The organism is Rhizobium sp. P1_E1 (assembly GCF_056406015.1).
This window is the reverse complement of record NZ_JBFUAY010000016.1, coordinates 58,523-76,403: the sequence shown is the minus strand read 5'-3', so window position 1 is coordinate 76,403 and position 17,881 is coordinate 58,523. Positions and strand designations below refer to the sequence as shown.

Annotated in this window: 17 protein-coding genes; 1 reads left to right on the top strand and 16 read right to left on the bottom strand. The window is 61.4% G+C overall.

The window, feature by feature from the left end:
- From glmU to pcsA, 12 genes are all read right to left on the bottom strand, one after another.
- A partial coding sequence (gene glmU, locus AC1D1Z_RS09250) for a bifunctional UDP-N-acetylglucosamine diphosphorylase/glucosamine-1-phosphate N-acetyltransferase GlmU (protein ID WP_477850261.1) occupies nucleotides 1–1,249 on the bottom strand: 1,249 nt, incomplete at its 3' end.
- A gap of 164 nt (nucleotides 1,250–1,413) precedes the next feature.
- Nucleotides 1,414–2,199 (bottom strand): FadR/GntR family transcriptional regulator, encoded by a 786-nt coding sequence (locus tag AC1D1Z_RS09245; RefSeq protein ID WP_018445369.1) that lies wholly within the window; start codon nucleotides 2,197–2,199, stop codon nucleotides 1,414–1,416.
- A gap of 16 nt (nucleotides 2,200–2,215) precedes the next feature.
- Complete coding sequence (gene yjfF, locus AC1D1Z_RS09240; RefSeq protein WP_018445370.1) at nucleotides 2,216–3,184, bottom strand: galactofuranose ABC transporter, permease protein YjfF; 969 nt, start codon at nucleotides 3,182–3,184, stop codon at nucleotides 2,216–2,218.
- Entirely contained in the window at nucleotides 3,181–4,194 is a 1,014-nt protein-coding gene (locus AC1D1Z_RS09235) for an ABC transporter permease (protein ID WP_131606739.1), read from the bottom strand. The genes yjfF and AC1D1Z_RS09235 overlap by 4 nt, the downstream gene beginning before the upstream one ends.
- Nucleotides 4,191–5,714, bottom strand: coding sequence for a galactofuranose ABC transporter, ATP-binding protein YtfR (gene ytfR / locus AC1D1Z_RS09230; protein WP_168299552.1), 1,524 nt, complete (start codon nucleotides 5,712–5,714; stop codon nucleotides 4,191–4,193). Before ytfR ends, AC1D1Z_RS09235 begins: the two co-directional genes overlap by 4 nt.
- Nucleotides 5,715–5,944: 230 nt before the next feature.
- Nucleotides 5,945–6,907 carry a galactofuranose ABC transporter, galactofuranose-binding protein YtfQ gene (gene ytfQ / locus AC1D1Z_RS09225; RefSeq protein ID WP_282682027.1) on the bottom strand — a complete coding sequence of 321 codons (963 nt, stop codon included), beginning with the start codon at nucleotides 6,905–6,907 and terminating at the stop codon, nucleotides 5,945–5,947.
- Between the two features lie 144 nt (nucleotides 6,908–7,051).
- A complete protein-coding gene (locus tag AC1D1Z_RS09220; protein ID WP_477850257.1) occupies nucleotides 7,052–8,128 on the bottom strand; it encodes a BMP family ABC transporter substrate-binding protein in 1,077 nt (358 codons plus the stop codon).
- A 49-nt stretch (nucleotides 8,129–8,177) separates the two neighbouring features.
- Nucleotides 8,178–9,098, bottom strand: coding sequence for an ABC transporter permease (locus tag AC1D1Z_RS09215; RefSeq protein WP_027684738.1), 921 nt, complete (start codon nucleotides 9,096–9,098; stop codon nucleotides 8,178–8,180).
- Nucleotides 9,095–10,180 carry an ABC transporter permease gene (locus AC1D1Z_RS09210; protein ID WP_018445373.1) on the bottom strand — a complete coding sequence of 362 codons (1,086 nt, stop codon included), beginning with the start codon at nucleotides 10,178–10,180 and terminating at the stop codon, nucleotides 9,095–9,097. Before AC1D1Z_RS09210 ends, AC1D1Z_RS09215 begins: the two co-directional genes overlap by 4 nt.
- Nucleotides 10,170–11,738, bottom strand: a complete 1,569-nt coding sequence (locus tag AC1D1Z_RS09205) for an ABC transporter ATP-binding protein (protein WP_282682026.1) — start codon at nucleotides 11,736–11,738, stop codon at nucleotides 10,170–10,172. The genes AC1D1Z_RS09210 and AC1D1Z_RS09205 overlap by 11 nt, the downstream gene beginning before the upstream one ends.
- 39 nt (nucleotides 11,739–11,777) lie before the next feature.
- Nucleotides 11,778–12,758, bottom strand: a complete 981-nt coding sequence (locus AC1D1Z_RS09200; protein WP_168299554.1) for a quinone oxidoreductase family protein — start codon at nucleotides 12,756–12,758, stop codon at nucleotides 11,778–11,780.
- A gap of 9 nt (nucleotides 12,759–12,767) precedes the next feature.
- Complete coding sequence (gene pcsA, locus AC1D1Z_RS09195) at nucleotides 12,768–13,496, bottom strand: phosphatidylcholine synthase (protein WP_477850253.1); 729 nt, start codon at nucleotides 13,494–13,496, stop codon at nucleotides 12,768–12,770.
- Between the two features lie 346 nt (nucleotides 13,497–13,842).
- On the opposite strand from pcsA, the gene AC1D1Z_RS09190 reads away from it, so the two are divergent.
- Entirely contained in the window at nucleotides 13,843–14,655 is an 813-nt protein-coding gene (locus tag AC1D1Z_RS09190) for a ferredoxin--NADP reductase (RefSeq protein ID WP_018241987.1), read from the top strand.
- A gap of 49 nt (nucleotides 14,656–14,704) precedes the next feature.
- Here the strand turns inward: AC1D1Z_RS09190 and AC1D1Z_RS09185 are convergent, their stop codons facing one another.
- From AC1D1Z_RS09185 to AC1D1Z_RS09170, 4 genes are all read right to left on the bottom strand, one after another.
- Nucleotides 14,705–15,319: a GntR family transcriptional regulator gene (locus AC1D1Z_RS09185; RefSeq protein WP_018241986.1), complete on the bottom strand. Its 615-nt coding sequence runs from the start codon at nucleotides 15,317–15,319 to the stop codon at nucleotides 14,705–14,707.
- A gap of 210 nt (nucleotides 15,320–15,529) precedes the next feature.
- Entirely contained in the window at nucleotides 15,530–15,889 is a 360-nt protein-coding gene (locus AC1D1Z_RS09180) for a VOC family protein (protein WP_131606743.1), read from the bottom strand.
- 74 nt (nucleotides 15,890–15,963) lie between these two features.
- On the bottom strand, nucleotides 15,964–17,166 hold the full coding sequence (locus tag AC1D1Z_RS09175; RefSeq protein ID WP_477850250.1) for an ABC transporter permease: 1,203 nt from the start codon (nucleotides 17,164–17,166) through the stop codon (nucleotides 15,964–15,966).
- Nucleotides 17,156–17,872 carry an ABC transporter ATP-binding protein gene (locus tag AC1D1Z_RS09170; RefSeq protein ID WP_112903020.1) on the bottom strand — a complete coding sequence of 239 codons (717 nt, stop codon included), beginning with the start codon at nucleotides 17,870–17,872 and terminating at the stop codon, nucleotides 17,156–17,158. The genes AC1D1Z_RS09175 and AC1D1Z_RS09170 overlap by 11 nt, the downstream gene beginning before the upstream one ends.
- Between the last annotated feature and the right edge of the window lie 9 nt (nucleotides 17,873–17,881).

Below are 17,881 nucleotides of genomic sequence, written 5' to 3'. Positions count from 1 at the left end.
GAACATCGACGGTGATGACGCTGCCGGAGCCGATATAGGCGCCGTCGCCGATCGTCACCGGCGCGACCAGCGAGGAGTTGGAACCGATGAAGGCGTTTTCGCCGATCACCGTCTCGCTCTTGTTGACGCCGTCATAGTTGCAGGTGATCGTGCCGGCGCCAATATTGCTGCCGGCGCCGATGACGGCATCGCCGATGTAAGTCAGGTGGTTGACCTTGGCGCCCTCGCCCAGCCGGCCGTTCTTGACCTCGCAGAAATTGCCGACCTTCGCGCCGTTGGCGAGATCGGCACCCGGCCGCAGCCGGGCGAAGGGCCCGACGGTCGCACCCTGGCTGACATGGGCGCCTTCGATATGCGAGAAAGCATGAATGACGGCGCCGCTGTCGATCACCGCGCCGGGACCGAAGACGACGTTCGGCTCGATCAGCGCATCCTGGCCGATGACGGTATCGTAGGACAGAAAAACCGTTTCCGGTGCGATCATGGTGACGCCGGCCAGCATCATCTCGTGGCGGCGGCGCTCCTGCCAGAAACGCTCGATGACGGCGAGTTCGGCACGGGTGTTGCAGCCGGTCATCTCGATCTCGGGAGCGTCGACGGCGGTGACGCGTCCGCCGAGCGAACGAGCGATCTCGACGAGATCGGTCAGATAGAATTCACCCTTGGCATTGGCATTGCCGATGCGCGCGAGAAGATCGAGCGCCTTTCTGCCGTTGATCGCCATCAGCCCGCTGTTGCACCAGGTGACGGTGCGCTCGGCATCGGTCGCGTCCTTCTCCTCGCGGATGGCGATGAGTTCGCCGTCCTTGACGAGCAGGCGGCCGTAGCCGGTCGGGCGGTCGGTGTGGAAGCCGATGACGACGACATCGCTGCCATCGGCAAGGCCCTGGCGTGCGGCTTTGAGCGGCCCGTCGGTCTGGAGCGGCACGTCGCCATAGGTGACGAGGATATCGTCGTAACCCTTGGCGATCGCGTCGCGCGCCGCCAGCACCGCGTGGCCGGTGCCGAGGCGTTCCTTCTGCAGATAGGATTCGATGCCGACGCCGTCGATGCTTGCGGCCTTCGCCACGTCCTCGGCGTCACGGCCGACGACAAGGGCGACGGACGAGATGCCGGCGGAGGCGACCGCCTCGACCACATGGGCGATCATCGGCCGTCCGGCGACCGGATGCAGCACCTTCGATTTCGAGGATTTCATCCGCGTGCTGTCACCGGCGGCGAGGATGACGGCAAGACAAGTGCGTTCCATGATTTGCTCCGCGAATCCGCGCCATGAGGCGGCTTTATCGCCTCATACTGCATAATTCCCCAAATCGGAATCGATTTAAGGATAAATTACGCAGCCATTCAAAGTGCTGCAGCGGCCTTTGCGGCTCTCGAAAAGACGCGCGGCGCTGTCGGAAAGCAAAGCCTTCACAAAGGTGAAATCGCGGCCGAAATCGACCCTATGATGGCCTCGGAACCGCGGGCCACGAAGGCTTCGTGCACGTGATGGCGGCCGTCCAGGATAACGTCTTCCATCGCGCGGCGCGCAGCACTGCTATCGCCGGACACGATCGCATCGACGATGCGCATATGGGTGTCGGCGATATTGGCGAAGCCGTTTTCGGTTGGCGGCGTGCTTATGCGGAACATGCCGACGAGGGCTGCTTCGATGAGGCTGCCGAGTGTCCGCATGAAGGGATTGTGCGAGGCTTCGGCGATCGCCAGGTGAAAACGAAGGTCGGCGAGTGCCAGGCTGTCGGCCGTATGGCCGGCCGCTGCCATCTCGAGCGCCAGCCCGCGCAGCATCTCGATATCCTCGGCATTCGCCCGCTCGGCGACGAGACCGGCGGCGAAGGGTTCGAAGGCGAGGCGAATATCGTAGAGCTGCAGCAGAAACTCCTCCGTCACGCCGTTGTCGAAGTGCCAGGCGATGATCTCGCTGTCGAACATGTTCCAGAGGTTCTTCTCGGTCACACGCGTGCCGACCCGCGCCTTAGCGACGACCATGCCCTTGGCGGCAAGCGTCTTCATCGTCTCACGCAAGACGGTGCGGGACACTTTGAAACGTTGCGCCAGTTCCGTGTCACCTGGCAGGATCGAGCCAACGGGATAGGTGCCGGCGACGATCGCCTTGCCGAGTTCGTCGACGACCTGGGCATGGCTCGTCCGGGTTCTGCGCCCCGTCTTGCGTGTCTCGTCCAATTTGTAGCGCAAGCGATCCGTCTCCCCCTCAGGCGTACCTCTTGTTCAGACTGGAAACGAACAGGATGGCTTTCTGCATCAGGATGAATGCAAATAGCAGAAGGCCAATCAAGATCTTGGTCCACCAGCTCGACAGCGTACCGTCGAAGGTGATGTAGGTCTGAATGAGCCCCTGGATCAGGATACCGATCAAGGTTCCCGCCACGAATCCCGCTCCTCCGGTCAGCAGCGTCCCTCCAATGACCACCGCCGCGATGGCATCGAGTTCGACGCCGACTGCTGCAAGAGAATATCCGGCAGAGGTGTACAGCGAAAAAACGATCCCGGATAGGCCTGCAAGAAAGCCCGACAGTGCATAGATCTGGATTGTCGTGCGGCCCACCGGCACGCCCATCAGCCGCGCCGTCTGCGTGCCGCCGCCGAGTGCATAGACGTTGGTGCCGAAGCGGGTGCGCTGGGCGATGAAGATGCCGACCGCAAAGACCAGAAGCATGATGCCGCCGATCAGCGTCAGCCGCCCGCCGCCGGGCAGACGGTAATAGAGGCTCGTCAGCGTCGAATAATATTCGTGATCGATCGGAATGCTGTCGATCGAGAGCACGAAGGCCATGCCGCGTGCCAGGAACATGCCGGCAAGCGTGACGATGAAGGCCGGCATTTCGAGATAGTGGATGATCGCGCCCATGATACCGCCAAAGGCAGTCGTGATGACGAGCACGATCGCAAAGGCGAGCAGCGGATGGATCGAGGTGTTCTGCAGGATCACCGCGAGGAAGACGCCGGTAAAGGCAATGACCGAGCCGATCGACAGATCGATGCCGCCCGAAATGATGACGAAGGTCATGCCGACGGCGGCGATGCCGAGAAAGGCATTGTCGGTCAAAAGATTGCCGATGACGCGCGTCGACAGAATGTTCGGATATTGCAAAGCGCATCCGGCATAGGCGAGCACGAAGATGACGATGGTCGCAAGCAGCGGCAGGTATTTGGAGTTCATTTCGGCTGCTCCCTACCGCCCTGCCGGCGGCTGGCGAAGATGGCGAGCGATTGCACCGCCGGCGACTGGATGACGAGGATGACGATAATGATGACGGCCTTGATGATCAGGTTGAATTCAGGCGGGAAGCCGGCGGATAGGATGCCGGTATTCACCGCCTGGATGATCATCGCGCCGATCAGCGATCCGAGAATGCTGAAGCGGCCGCCGAGCAGCGAATTGCCGCCGACGACGACGGCGAGGATCGCGTCGAGTTCCAGCCATAGGCCGGCATTGTTGGCATCGGCGCCCTTGATGTCGGCTGCAACGATGATGCCCGCAATCGAGGCGCAGATCCCGCTCAGCATATAGACCGCCATCAGCAGCACCGGCGTTTGAATGCCGGAGAGCGTGCTGGCGCGGCGATTGATGCCAACGGCCTCGATCAGCATGCCGAGCGCCGTGCGGCGGACGAGCAGGATGACGAGCAGGCCGACGAGAAGCCAGATGACGACAGGCATCGGTAGAAGCAGCAGCGAACCGCTGCCGAAGAAGGTCAGCCCGTCATCGTTGAAGGTCAGGATGGCGCCTTCGGTGATCAGCTGGGCGATGCCGCGGCCGGCCACCATTAGCACCAGCGTGGCGATGATCGGCTGGATATTGAGGACTGCCACCAGGAACCCGTTCCAGACGCCGCAGGCAAGCCCAATCGCAAGTGTCAGGATAATGGTGTAAGAAACTGAATTTCCTGAAACAATCGACGATGCGGCGACGGCGCCGCAGATCGCGATGACCGCACCGACGGACAGGTCGATGCCCTTGGTGGCAATGACCAGCGTCATGCCGATCGCCAGCAGCGCCACCGGCGCGCCGCGGTTCAGCACATCGATCAGGCTGCCATAGAGCCGGCCATTCTGAACAACGACATTAAAAAACTGCGGTGACGTGATGAAATTCAACAAAAGAATGACAACGAGCGCAATCAATTGCGGCGCCAGGCGATATGCCAGGGCTTTCACGGAGGACCTCATGCATCCTCCATCTTGTGTTCGGCGGCGGCAATGGCTTCGACGATGCCGGCAGCGGTGATACGCTCGCCTGTCAGTTCAGCGATATGCTGTCTGTCGCGAAGTACGATGACACGTGAACTATAGGCGACAAGCTCTTCAAGTTCCGAGGAAATCACGATCAGCGACATGCCGCCGGCACAGAGCTCTTCGATGAGCCGGATGATCTCGGCATGGGCGCCGACATCGATGCCGCGGGTCGGCTCGTCGAGGATCAGAAACTTGGGATTGGTCGCCAGCCAGCGGGCGAGGATCGCCTTCTGCTGATTGCCGCCGGAGAGCAGCCGGATAGGCTTCTCGCGATCGGTGGTGCGGATATCGAGCGCCTTGATGTAGCGGTCGGCAAGCGTATTCTGCTCGGCGCGCGAGAGAGGCCGCGTCCAGCCGCGGCGAGCCTGCAGCGCAAGTGCGATGTTCTCCCTGATCGACAGGTCGCCGATGATGCCATCGGTCTTGCGGTCCTCGGGGCAGAAGCCGAAACCCTTTGCGATCGCGGCGCGCGGGCTCGAAAGCGTGACCGGCTGGCCGTCGATCGTGGCGCTGCCGCTGTCGGCATGCTCGATGCCGAAAAGCAGTTCGGCGGTTTCGGTGCGGCCGGAGCCGAGCAACCCGGCAACGCCGACCACCTCTCCGGCGCGCACCTCAAGGTCGAATGGTTTGACCTTGCCGCGTTTGCCGTAGCCTGCAAAATGATATCGGACCTCGCCTGCCGCGAGGCTGTGTTGCTTGACCGTCGCCTCGACATGCGCCAGCTCCCGGCCGAGCATCATGGCGATCAGGCCCTGGCGCGGCAGATCGGCGACCTCGCGGGTGCCGACGAGCTTGCCGTTGCGCAGCACGGTAATGCGGTCGCTGATCGCATAGACCTGCTCGAGAAAATGGGTGATGAAGACGATGCCCAGGCCGCGCTTTTTGAGGTCTTCGATGATGCGGAAGAGCAGCGCCACCTCCTGATTGTCGAGACTTGCTGTGGGCTCATCGAGGATCAGCACCTTGCCTGAAAGATCAACGGCACGGGCGATGGCAACCACCTGCTGGACAGCGACGGAGAAACGGCCAAGTTCGGCGGTGACGTCGATATCGACGCCATAGCCGGCGAGCAGATCGCGTGCCTTGCGGTTCATCGAACGCACGTCGGTCATGCCGAACCGCCTTGGCTGGCGTCCGAGAAAGAGGTTTTCGGCGACGCTCAGATTGGAAAGGAGATTGACCTCCTGATAGACCGTGCCGATACCGAGCTTCTGGGCGGCGAGCGTATTGGCGGGATTGATTTCCTGGCCGTCCAACGTCAGGCTGCCCTCGTCACGATGATAGGCGCCGGTGATGCACTTGATCAGCGTCGACTTGCCGGCGCCGTTTTCGCCCAGCAATGCGTGCACCTCGCCTCTGCGGAGCGTGAAATCGACCTTATCCAGCGCCACTGCGCCGGGAAAGAATTTCGATATTCCGGAGGCCGCGAGAACGTTCTCGAAATCGTGAATCATAAGGGTCTGTTTTCCTGATATTGACGGCAAAAGCCGCGCCGCGGCCGGACATGACGTCCCAAGGCGGCAAAGGCAGTTCCGCACCGGTCCATGACGGGCCGGTGCGGTTCTACAGCGCCGCCTGTGTCTTTCGAGACGCATAAGGACGCTGTAGCGCTTTGAATTGCTGCATGATTTTATCCCGAAATCGAGTTCCGATTTAAGGAATTATGCAGCGGTGTCACATCAGATCAGTAGCCCTGACCCTTCTTCTCTTCGTAGACCTTTATCGGTTCGTCGGCAGGCGTGTAGAGCTTCGACTCGGTCTGGATCCACTTGGCCGGAGCCTTCTTGTCCTTCAGGTAGGCTTCGAGCGCATCGAAGGCCGGACCTGCCATATTCGGTGTCAGCTCGACCGTGGCATTGGCCTCGCCTTCGGACATCGCCTTGAAGATATCGGGCACGGCGTCGATGGAGACGACGAGGATATCCTTGCCGGGCTTCAGGCCGGCTTCCTTGATCGCCTGGATGGCGCCGACGGCCATGTCGTCGTTATGGGCGTAGAGAGCGCAGATATCCTTGCCGCCATTCTCGGCCTTCAGGAAGCTTTCCATGACTTCCTTGCCCTTGGTGCGGGTGAAGTCACCGGTCTGGCTGCGAACGATCTTGAGGTTGTCGTGGCCGGCAAGCGCCTCTTCGAAGCCCTTCTTGCGGGCGATGGCCGGCGACGAGCCGGTGGTGCCCTGAAGTTCAACGACATTGCACTTCTTGTCGCCGACGGTCTTGACCAGGAAGTCGCCTGCGACCTTGCCTTCATGGACCAGATCTGAAGTCACCGCCGTCAGGTAGAGATCGTCGGGAGCCTTGATGGTACGGTCGAGAAGGATGACCGGAATCTTGGCTTCCTTGGCTTCCTTGAGAACGTCGTCCCAGCCGGTTTCGACGACCGGAGCAATGAGAATGGCATCGACGCCCTGAGCAATGAAGGAGCGCAAAGCCTTGATCTGGTTTTCCTGCTTCTGCTGCGCATCGGCAAACTTCAGATCGATGCCGCGCTTCTTGGCCTGCTCCTTGGTCACAGTCGTTTCAGCCGCACGCCAGCCCGATTCCGAGCCGATCTGCGAGAAGCCGACAGTGAGGCCGGCGGCCGAAGCCGAACCGAACATGCAGGCAGCCAGAATCGTGGCACTCAAAAGTGCAGTCTTCAATTTCATGATTTCCTCCCAATGCCGCATCTCGCGGCGCAGGGTCAAAAAATCATATAGTATTACTTTTGTAAATCGGAATCTTGGGATGCGTTGCAGCAAAAAAAGAGCGCCCACAGGGGGCGCCCTTCGCAACTGCGAATTGGAGATGGCTTACTGCGCCGGCAGCTTGTCGTCGACGCCTTCGATGTAGAAGTTCATGCCGAGCAACGTGCCGTCATCGGCCTTTTCACCGGCCTTCAGCCAGGGCGTGCCGTCCTGCTTGTTGATCGGGCCGGTAAAGGGATGCAGCTCGCCTGATTTGATTTTGGCTTCGGTTTCCGAGGCGAGTTTCTTCACGTCGTCGGGCATGTTGGTATAAGGCGCCATCGTCAAGATGCCGTCCTTCAGGCCGTCCCAGCTCTGCTCGGACTTCCAGGTGCCGTCGAGAAGCGCCTTGACGCGCTTGGAGTAGTAATTGCCCCAGGTGTCGATGATCGCAGTCAGCTGGACATTCGGGCCGGCCTTGATCATGTCGGAAGCTTGGCCGAATGCCTTGACGCCGCGTTGTTCGGCGACCTGCATCGGAGCCGTGGTGTCGGTGTGCTGGGCGAGGATATCGACGCCCTGGTCGATCAGCGCCTTGGCGGCGTCAGCTTCCTTGCCCGGATCGAACCAGGTATTGACCCAGATGACCTTCATCTTGAAGTTCGGGTTGACCGACTTGGCACCGGCTTCGAAGGCATTGATGCCCATCACCACCTCAGGGATCGGGAAGGTGGCGATATAGCCTGCCGTACCGGTTTTCGAGAGCTTGCCGGCGATGATGCCGCTGATATAGCGACCTTCATAGAAGCGCGAATTGTAAGTCGCGACGTTGTCGGCGGCCTTGAAACCGGTCGCATGCTCGAACTTCACCTTCGGGAACTTCTTGGCGACGGCAAYGGTGGCGTCCATGTAGCCGAAAGACGTGGTGAAGATCAGCGAGCAGCCGGAGCGGGCCATGCGCTCAATGGCGCGTTCAGCATCCGGGCCTTCCGGGACGCTTTCGAGGTAGGGCGTCTCGATCTTGTCACCGAATTCCTTCTCGACTTGGAGGCGGCCGTTCTCATGGGCCTGCGTCCAGCCGCCGTCGGTGCGGGTGCCGACATAGACGAAGCAGACCTTGGTCTTGTCGGCGGCCTCGGCGGCCGAGCCGATGCTCAGGACGAGGGCAGCGGTTGCTGCGAGAGCAAGTGCTAGTTTTTTCATTTTGATCCCTGTTGGTTGGAAGTTTCGAAACCCGTCTTTTTGTTGTTGCTCACCGGTCGGGCACAAAGGCCTTGCCGAGCGAGGCCGGCGTATTGATCAACGTCGTGCGTCGATTATGCGAGATGATGATGAGGACCACAACCGTCGCCGCGTAGGGCAGCATCGATAGGAACTGCGAGGGAATGCCGATACCGAAGGCTTGCGCATGCAACTGAAGGATCGTCACCGCGCCGAAGAGATAACCACCGGCCAGTAGACGCCACGGCCGCCAGGAGGCGAAGACCACCAGCGCAAGTGCGATCCAGCCGCGCCCGCCCGACATGTTCTCGGTCCATTGCGGCGTATAGATCAGCGATAGCTGCGCGCCGGCAAGGCCCGAGCAGGCGCCGCCGAACATCACGGCGAGGTAGCGCATGCGGATGACGTCGATGCCGAGCGCATGTGCGGAGGCGTGATTATCGCCGATGGCGCGGATCTTCAGGCCGGTGCGGCTCCTGAACAGGAACCAGTTGACGGCGATGACGAGCAGGATCGACAGGTAGAAGATCAGATCCTGCTTGAAGAGGACCGTTCCGATATAGGGAATGGCTGAAAGCACCGGGATTTCGATCGGCAGCAGCCGGATGCCGGGGGCGCCGACGAAGGCTTCGCCGAGCATGCCGGAAGCGCCGAGGCCGAGGATCGTCAGCGCAAGGCCTGTTGCCACCTGATTGGCGACGAGCGTCAACGTCAGGAAGGCAAAGAGCAAGGAAAACAGCGCACCGCTGACGATGCCCCCGACAATGCCGATATAGGCCGAACCGGTGAGCTGTGCCGCAGCAAAGGCGCCGACCGCACCCATGATCATCATGCCTTCGACACCGAGATTGAGAACGCCGGAACGCTCGGTCACCAGTTCACCGAGTGCTGCGATGACGAGCGGTGTGGAGGCGGTGATGACCGTCAGCAGAATGGCTTCGAAGATGCTCATGCCGCCCTGCCCCTTAGCCGCGACCAGACAATGCGGATTTTGTAATAGATCAGCGTATCACAGGAGAGCACGAAGAAGAGCAGCAGACCCTGGAAGACGCGGGTGACCTTGTCGGAAACGCCGAGCGAAAGCTGTGCTGCCTCGCCACCGAGATAGGTCAACGCCAGCACCAGGCCGGATGCGATGATGCCGAGCGGATTGAGGCGGCCGAGGAAGGCGACGATGATGGCGGTGAAGCCGTAGCCCGGCGAGATCGCCGGCTGCAAATGGCCGATCGAGCCGGAAACCTCGCTGATGCCGGCAAGCCCGGCAAGCGCGCCCGAAAAGAGAAAGCTGAACCAGATCATCTTCTTGGAGGAGAAACCGGCAAAGCGTCCTGCCCGCTCCGATTGGCCGAGCACGACGATCTCGAAGCCTTTCAGCGTATAGCGCAGCATGAACCAGACGCCGATTGCGGCGACAATGGCGAAGATGAAGGCCCAATGGGCCCGGCCGGACTCTTCCCAGATCGCCGGCAGCACCGCTTCCGGTGCGAAATCGCGCGAGACTGGAAAGTTGAAGCCCTTCGGATCGCGCCAGGCGCCGCGGATCAGCCAGTCAAGGAAGAGCTGGGCGATATAGACCAGCATTAACGACGTCAGGATCTCGTTGGTATTGAAATGCGCCTTCAGCAGCGCCGGAATGGCGGCGAAAAGCGCACCGCCGAGCGCACCAAGGATCAGCATCAGCGGCAGCACGAGCGGCGAATGCCAGTCGTAAAAGACGATCGGCAGATAGGAGCCGGTGATGGCGCCGATGGTGAACTGGCCTTCGGCGCCGATATTCCAATTGTTCGAGCGATAACAGACGGCCAGGCCGACGGCGATCAGGATCAGGGGCCCGGCCTTGATCGCCAGCTCGTGCAGCGACCAGACCTCGAGCAGCGGCTCGATGAAGAAGGCGTCGAGTGCCTCGACCGGGTCCTTGCCGAGCATGGCGAACATGATGGCGCCGAATACCAGCGTCAGCACAAGGGCAAGCAGCGGCGAGACGAAGGCGAAGAGCTTCGAGACGTCGGGCCGTTTTTCAAGTTCAATGCGCATGGGGCGCCTCCGGGCGAGAGCTGCTCTCGTGCAGGCCGCCCATCAGCAGTCCGATCCTTTCCCGCGTCAGTTCGCCGGCCGGAAACGGGTGGGAAAGACGGCCTTCGCAGATGACGGCAATATCGGTCGCCACTTCGAAGATCTCGTCGAGATCCTGGCTGATGACGACGACAGCCGAACCAGCTCTTGCGAGATCGACGAGCGCCTGGCGAATGCGGCTTGCAGCCCCGGCATCGACGCCCCAGGTCGGCTGGTTGACGACGAGTACTGCGGGCTGGCGGTCGAGCTCGCGGCCGACGATGAACTTCTGCAGATTCCCCCCGGACAGGGAGCCGGCGGCCGGATCATCGCCGCTCTTGCGGACATCCATGGCCTCGGAGATGCGCCTTGCGGCAGATTTCACCGCCGCATGGCGGATGATGCCGAGCAGGCCCAGGAACGCCTTGCGGTCCGACTGGCTGCGGGCAAGGACGAGATTGTCGGACAATTTCATGGCGGAGACGGCGGCATGGCCGTGGCGCTCCTCCGGCACGAAGCCCGCGCCGAGAAGACGGCGAGCGGTAATGCCCTGATTGCCCACGTGCTTTTTGCGGATGACGATCGCCTCGGCCGAAGCAACCGGATATTCGCCGGACAGAGCGTCGAAGAGTTCACTCTGCCCATTGCCCGCGACACCGGCGATGGCGAGGATCTCGCCCGAGCGCACCGCCATCGACACATCGCGCAGCGGCATAGCGAAGGGCGTGCGGGCTGCGACGGAAAGGTTGGCAACGGCAAGCTGCACCTCGCCCTTGTCGCTGCGCTCCGGATGCGTCACGGTCGCCACCTCGCTGCCGACCATCATGCGGGCGAGCGAGGCCGGCGTTTCATGCTTGGGATCGCAGGCGCCGGTCACACGGCCATGGCGCAGCACGGTGGCGCGATCGCAGATGCGCTGCACCTCCTCCAGGCGGTGGCTGATATAAAGAACCGAACGCCCCTCGGCGCGCAGCTTGAACAGCGTCTCGAACAGCTTGTCGGCTTCCTGCGGCGTCAGCACCGAGGTCGGCTCGTCGAGGATGATGAGTTTCGGGTTCTGCAGCAGTGCGCGGACGATCTCGATGCGCTGGCGTTCGCCGACCGAGAGATCGGCGACATGGGCATGCGGATCGAGCGGCAGGCCGTAGGCGACCGACAGCGCCCTCGCCTCCTCGGCGATTTTGTCGATCGGGATAGCGTCATCGAGCGACAGGGCGATGTTTTCGGCAACCGTCAGCGCCTCGAACAGCGAGAAATGCTGGAAGACCATGCCGATGCCGAGCTTGCGGGCCTCCCCCGGCGAGGCGATCGGAACCGGCTGGCCCTGCCAGAGGATATGCCCGCCCGTCGGCTCGAGAACGCCGAATAGCATCTTCACCAGGGTGGATTTGCCTGCACCGTTTTCGCCGAGAAGCGCATGAATTTCGCCCGGCGCTATATCGAGATCGATTTCATTGCAGGCTGCAAAGCTTCCGAAGAACTTCGTCAGCTTCTGAACCGATAATAACGCACCGGAATCCGGCACATTCAATGGCGACACGTTCCCCTCATTTCTTCTGCCAACCGGTCCGTTCGGATCTCATGGAATCAGCAGCGTCGTTCCTGTTGTTTTTCTTGTTTCCAGATCCGCGTGAGCCTGCCCAACCTCACGTAACGGATAGGTTTGATTGATATTGATACGCACTTTGTTGCTTTGCACAATATCAAATAGCGCTTTCGCACTGTCGATCAGTTCCTGGCGCGCGGCGATGTAGGTGAAGAGCGTCGGCCGCGTCGCAAAGAGTGAGCCCTTCTGCGCCAGTGCCGCAAGGGTGAAATTCTCGATCGGCCCGGAGGATTGACCGAAGGAGGCAAAAAGGCCGCGCGGCTTCAGGCAATCGAGCGACTGTGGAAAAGTATCGCGGCCGATCGAATCGTAGACGACATCGACGCCCTTGCCGCCGGTGATTTCGCGGACACGGCCGACGAAATCTTCGCTCTTGTAGTTGATCACATGGTCGTAGCCATGGGCGAGCGCCAGCCCGATCTTGTCTTCGGAGCCCGCCGTGCCGATGACGGTGGCGCCGAGCGCCTTTGCCCACTGACCGGCGATCAGGCCGACGCCGCCGGCAGCGGCGTGGAACAACAGGACCGTCTGCGGGCCGACCTTGAAGGTGCGGTTCAAGAGATATTCGGCGGTCATGCCCTTCAGCATCATCGCCGCTGCCGTTTCGAGTTCTATGCCGTCAGGCACAAGCACCAGGTGCCGCGTCTCGATATTGCGTTCGGCGCTATAGGCGCCGTCGGCGCCGGCATAGGCGACACGATCGCCCACCTTGAAATCCAGGACGCCGGGGCCAACCGATGTCACGGTACCGGCGCCCTCCTTGCCGGTGACGAAGGGCAGATGCGGAGTCTTGTAGGTGCCGTTGCGGAAATAGACGTCGATGAAATTAAGCCCGACCGCCGCCTGTCTGATCTGCACTTCGCCCGTCGAGGGTGGCGGAAGATCGATCTCGACATAGTCGAAAACCTCCGGCCCGCCCGTCCTCGAAAATGAAACCGCCTGCGTTTTGGTCATCTGCCTATCCTAAGCTTCGCGTCCAAGAGCGGGGAAGAATTGCAGCACCGCGCCGATGACGTAAAGATAGATTCCGGTCACGATAAAGAGAATGAGCGCCCATTCGGGCGTGTCGAAATGCATCAACAACGAAAAAATCCCGAGCGCCGACCACAGGAAAAAGACACCGAGATTGAGCGGGCGCAGCCTTTTGACCCGGACCGGGTGGAGGAAATTGATCGGCAGGAAGGTCAGCACCACCGAGACGATGACAACGGTGAGCGCCGTCGTGGCGCTGGCATCGATGACGAACAGCGTGAAGACGATCATGTTCCAGACGACGGGGAAGCYGGAGAAGAAATACTCGTCCGTCTTCATGCCCATATCGGCATAGTAGATGGCGCTGGAGACGACGATCATGCCGGCGGCGACGAAGGACCAGGGCTCGCCGATCATGCCGCTCTGATAGAGCGCGAAGGCCGGCAGAAGCACATAGGTGACGTAATCGATGATATTGTCGAGCGTATCGCCCGACCAGTTCGGCAGCACTTCCTTGACGCGCACCTTGCGGGCGATCGGCCCGTCTATGCCGTCAACCAGAAGGGCGAGGCCCAGCCACCAGAACATGTCGATGAAGCGGTGTTCGGCGGCGGCAACGACGCCGAGAAAGGCAAGGAAGGAGCCGGATGCCGTCAGGATATGGACGGAAAAGGCGCGCATCTCCGCATAAGGAACACGCTTGTAGTTGAAAATCTTCATATTCCCCCGACCGCCCTATCGCGCTCGCCCCGGCAAGCATCTTTTTTTCGCCACCATCGCCGAACCCTGTTGCTGAATCGGGTTCGACGCCGTAGGTCTTTGTTGTCGCACCATTTTTGCCGAAAACCGGCATCCGTTTCCGGCGTGCTGCTCTAATATGCATCCTTTGCCGGGCTTCGCCAGCGGGAAATACGACATTCCCCGCCAGCCATTGAATCCTGACGATGACATGCATATTTCCCTTTAGAAGCGTCGCGTGGAATGGAATGCCTTTAATTCCGGCCCGATTTGTAATATCTCGCTCGCATCCGACTGTTCATCCGACGAAACGGGATCCGCTACCGAAATGAACGCGCCTGCAAAGACCGAAGACTTCGCCTTGTCCATCCCCGCCGGCGTCTATGCCGAGACGGTGCTCGATGTCACGCACTATACGGACCGGCTCTTCCGCTTCACGATGACCCGGCCGCAGGGCTTCCGTTTCCGTTCCGGCGAATTCGCGATGATCGGGCTGATGGTCGAGGGCAAACCGGTCTTCCGCGCCTATTCGATCGCCAGCCCCGCCTGGGCCGAAGAGCTTGAATTCTTCTCGATCAAGGTGCCGGACGGTCCGCTCACCTCACATCTGCAGGCGATCAAGCCGGGCGACCAGGTGCTGATGCGCAAGAAGCCGACGGGCACGCTGGTGCTTGACGCGCTGACGCCCGGCCGTCGTCTCTACATGTTCTCGACGGGAACCGGCATTGCGCCTTTCGCCAGCCTGATCCGCGACCCCGAGACCTATGAGAAGTTCGAGGAAGTCATCCTCACCCATACGACACGTGATGTCGCCGAGCTGAAATACGGCTTCGACCTCGTGCACGAGATCCAGAATGACGAGCTGCTGAAGGAAGTCGTCGGCGACAAGCTGCGCCACTATCCCACAGTCACGCGCGAGGATTTCGAATATCGCGGCCGCATCACCGACCTGATCTCCTCCGGCAAGCTGTTCACCGATCTCGGCGTGCCGCCGCTCGATCCGGAAATCGACCGCGGCATGATCTGCGGTTCCTCGGCGATGCTGAAGGATACCAAGGAACTGCTCGAAAAGGCCGGCCTCGATGAAGGCGCCAACAGCAAGCCCGCCGAATTCGTCATCGAGCGCGCTTTCGTCGGCTAAAGCATTTGTGACAATCAGACCTGTGGCGGCTCCGGAAACGGAGCCGTTTCTATGTCTGGCTGAGGTAATCGATCAGCACCGCCATGGCGGCGCGCGCCTCATCCGGCCTGCCTTGATGGATGGCGCGGATGACGGCGACGTGCAGCGCGATGGCGCGATCCGTGCGCTCCGGGCTTGCCTTGGAGTACCAGAGGCGACGTGAATGCGTCTGCACCGGGCCGAGTGCTGCCGTGATGAAGCCGTTCGGGCAGGCATCCTCAAGGATTTCGTCGAAAGCCTTGTCGGCGGCGAAGAAGCCGGCGAGATCGCCGGTGACGGCGCATTCCTCCATCGCGCGGGCGCAGTCGTTGAGTCGCGCGCGCTGATCGTCGCTGGCATGTTCGGCGACCAGGCTTGCCGCGATCGGCTCCAACTCACGGCGCACTTGCATGACGTTGCCGTGATCGTCCGGTGCGATTTCGGCCACCTGCAGCCCGACGCGCGGCTTGACCAGGATCAACCCCTGCCAGGCGAGCTTCTGGATCGCCTCGCGCACCGGCGTACGCCCGTGGCCGGCCATATCGATCAACTGCTTTTCGGTGACGAGCGCGCCGGGCTTCAACGCCAGCGTCACGATCAGATGCTCCAGAGCGAGATAGGCAAGATGGCTTTGTGACGTCTGCATGCGGAGATCCGTCGCCTGAAACTGATATATCACATTGTCGCACGGTCAAAAACCGAAGACAAGGCGGCACTGAATATCAGAATAGAGACAGATAGATAAAAAAGGCGAGGCTGCTGAAAACCAGCGAGGCATTGACGTCTGCGCCGCGAAGGCTCACCCGCCCCGATCTACAGGGGCATTTCGCGTCGGCTGCTTCATCAGGCCGGCAGATCACCGCTTGCGGAACGCCCGGCTGGAAACCGAGATCGAATTTTGACACGGGTCTTTTGCATTGGCGAACAAATAACCGTCAGCTTTATGGATAGGACCGAACTCCAGCCCATTCTCCGCGCATCGCCTGCAAAAGGCCTCGACATCCTCTACGTCGAAGACCAGCTTGACGATGGATTGACCGCTCCGCTGCCCCTTGGCGGCCCGGTGCAACATAATGTTCGCACCGCCGTCCTGGGCGATGAGTTCCATGATCCTGTCGCCAGGCAGGCTGGTCGCCTTGAAACCGAAGTGCTTCTCATAAAAGCGCGCCGTTTCCTCGACATTCCCAGCGTAGATCACCAGTCTGTTGAGCGGCATGATGCCAGCCTCCGATAGCGCTTGCGTTCGATTAACAGGAGTAGAGGGACATCAAGCGTTTTGCCACGGCGCATTTATTCGTGTCGCAGCGCCTCGATGGGGTTCAACTGCGCTGCCCTTCTCGCCGGGAAATAGCCGAAGATCATGCCGATCGCCGCGGAGAACAGGAAGGCGACGGCGACCATCAGGGGGCTGAAGACGAAGGGCACTTTCAGGAGCGTTACAGCGCCGAAGCCGAGGCTCAAGCCTAGCACGATTCCGGTGATGCCGCCGAACAGCGACAGTGCCACCGCTTCGACCAGGAACTGGGTGAGCACCTGGCTTTCCAGCGCGCCGATCGCCAGGCGGATGCCGATCTCGCGGGTGCGCTCGGTGACGGAGACCAGCATTATGTTCATGATGCCGATGCCGCCGACGAGCAGGCTGATCGCAGCGACGGCGCCGAGCAGGCCGGTCAGCAGCGTCGTCGTGCCGGTCATCGCTTCGGCGATCTGGGTCATGTCGTTGACGTTGAAATCGTCCTGGCGGCCGGGCACGATCTTGCGGCGCTCGCGCAGGAGATTTTCGACATCGGACTGCACCTTGGCTGTGGAGACGCCGTCGCGCGCCGAGATGATGATCTGCGGCACGTTGCTGTTGCCGCTGATGCGCCGCTGAAACACCTTGACCGGCATGATGACGACATCGTCCTGGTCGTTGCCCATGCCGGACTGACCACGCTTGGCAAGCACGCCGATGACGGGGCATGAGACCTTGCCGACGCGGATCTGCTGGCCTGTGGGGTCGGCGCTGCCGAAGAGCTGCGAGCGCACCGTCTCGCCGATGATGCAGCGCGCCTGGCCGCGTTCCTCGGCCGGCAGGAAATTGCGGCCGAGCGCCAGATTCCAGTCCTGTGCGATGAAATAGTCATTCGTGGTGCCGGAGACACTGGTCGAATGGTTCTGGCCGCCGAAAATCACGGTCGCTGTGGACTGGTTGAGCGGTGCCACGGCCCTGRGGCCGCCGATCTGGTCGCGGATAGCCGCGACGTCCTTGACGCTGAAGCGCTTGGCCTCGGAGCTCGCCCGGCCGGGGCCGAACTGGCCGGGGCGGACGAACAGCATGTTGGTGCCGAGCCGCGACAGCTCGGTCGAGACCTGTGCAGTCGTGCCGTTGCCGATCGTCACCAGCGCGATCACAGCGGCAACGCCGATGACGACACCAAGCACGGTCAGGAACGAGCGCAGCATGTTGCGGCTGATGGCCCGCAGCGCCAGCTTCAGCGTCTCAAAGAACATGATCCGCCCTCCTCCGGTGCTCGACCTCAGTCTCCAGCTTGCCGTCGACGAAACGCAGCAGCCGCTGGGCATAGGCGGCAATATCGGGCTCATGGGTGACCATGACGATGGTGATGCCCTGCTCGCGGTTCAGCCGCGTCATCAGATCCATGATCTCGACGCTGGTCCTGGTGTCGAGATTGCCGGTGGGCTCATCGGCGAGGAGCAGCGCCGGCTCGGTAACGATGGCGCGGGCGATAGCGACGCGCTGTTGCTGGCCGCCTGACAGTTCCTGTGTTTTGTGATGTTCGCGCCCGGTGAGGCCGACCAGCGCCAGGGCTTCGCGGGCCCGCTCGCGCCGCTCGCGCACCGCCATGCCGCGATAGATCAGCGGCAGCTCGACATTTTCGACGGCCGAGGTGCGCGACAGGAGGTTGAAGCCCTGGAAGACGAAGCCGAGCATGTGGCGGCGCAGCAGCGTCAGCTGGCTGCGGTCGAAGCCGCTGGTCGGAATGCCTTCGAAGATGTAGTCGCCGGCGCTCGGCACGTCGAGGCAGCCGAGAATGTTCATCGCCGTCGACTTGCCGGAGCCAGACGGCCCCATGATCGCGACGAATTCATGGGCGTTGATCGCAAGGTCGACGTGGTCGAGCGCGCGGATCGCCGCCTCGCCCTCGCCGTAGATTTTCGAGACCTGTCTGAATTCGATGAGCGGCGGGCTTGCCATCCGTCTCTC

Excerpts from the sequence above, each read along its gene's own strand:
- AC1D1Z_RS09170 (WP_112903020.1), bottom strand. The coding sequence starts at position 17,872 with ATGGCAAGCCCGCCGCTCATCGAATTCAGACAGGTCTCGAAAATCTAC.
- AC1D1Z_RS09210 (WP_018445373.1), bottom strand. The coding sequence starts at position 10,180 with ATGCGCATTGAACTTGAAAAACGGCCCGACGTCTCGAAGCTCTTCGCC.
- AC1D1Z_RS09200 (WP_168299554.1), bottom strand. The coding sequence starts at position 12,758 with ATGACCAAAACGCAGGCGGTTTCATTTTCGAGGACGGGCGGGCCGGAG.
- AC1D1Z_RS09180 (WP_131606743.1), bottom strand. The coding sequence starts at position 15,889 with ATGCCGCTCAACAGACTGGTGATCTACGCTGGGAATGTCGAGGAAACG.
- AC1D1Z_RS09235 (WP_131606739.1), bottom strand. The coding sequence starts at position 4,194 with ATGAGGTCCTCCGTGAAAGCCCTGGCATATCGCCTGGCGCCGCAATTG.
- ytfQ (WP_282682027.1), bottom strand. The coding sequence starts at position 6,907 with ATGAAATTGAAGACTGCACTTTTGAGTGCCACGATTCTGGCTGCCTGC.
- AC1D1Z_RS09190 (WP_018241987.1), top strand. The coding sequence starts at position 13,843 with ATGAACGCGCCTGCAAAGACCGAAGACTTCGCCTTGTCCATCCCCGCC.
- ytfR (WP_168299552.1), bottom strand. The coding sequence starts at position 5,714 with ATGATTCACGATTTCGAGAACGTTCTCGCGGCCTCCGGAATATCGAAA.
- yjfF (WP_018445370.1), bottom strand. The coding sequence starts at position 3,184 with ATGAACTCCAAATACCTGCCGCTGCTTGCGACCATCGTCATCTTCGTG.
- AC1D1Z_RS09215 (WP_027684738.1), bottom strand. The coding sequence starts at position 9,098 with ATGAGCATCTTCGAAGCCATTCTGCTGACGGTCATCACCGCCTCCACA.
- AC1D1Z_RS09185 (WP_018241986.1), bottom strand. The coding sequence starts at position 15,319 with ATGCAGACGTCACAAAGCCATCTTGCCTATCTCGCTCTGGAGCATCTG.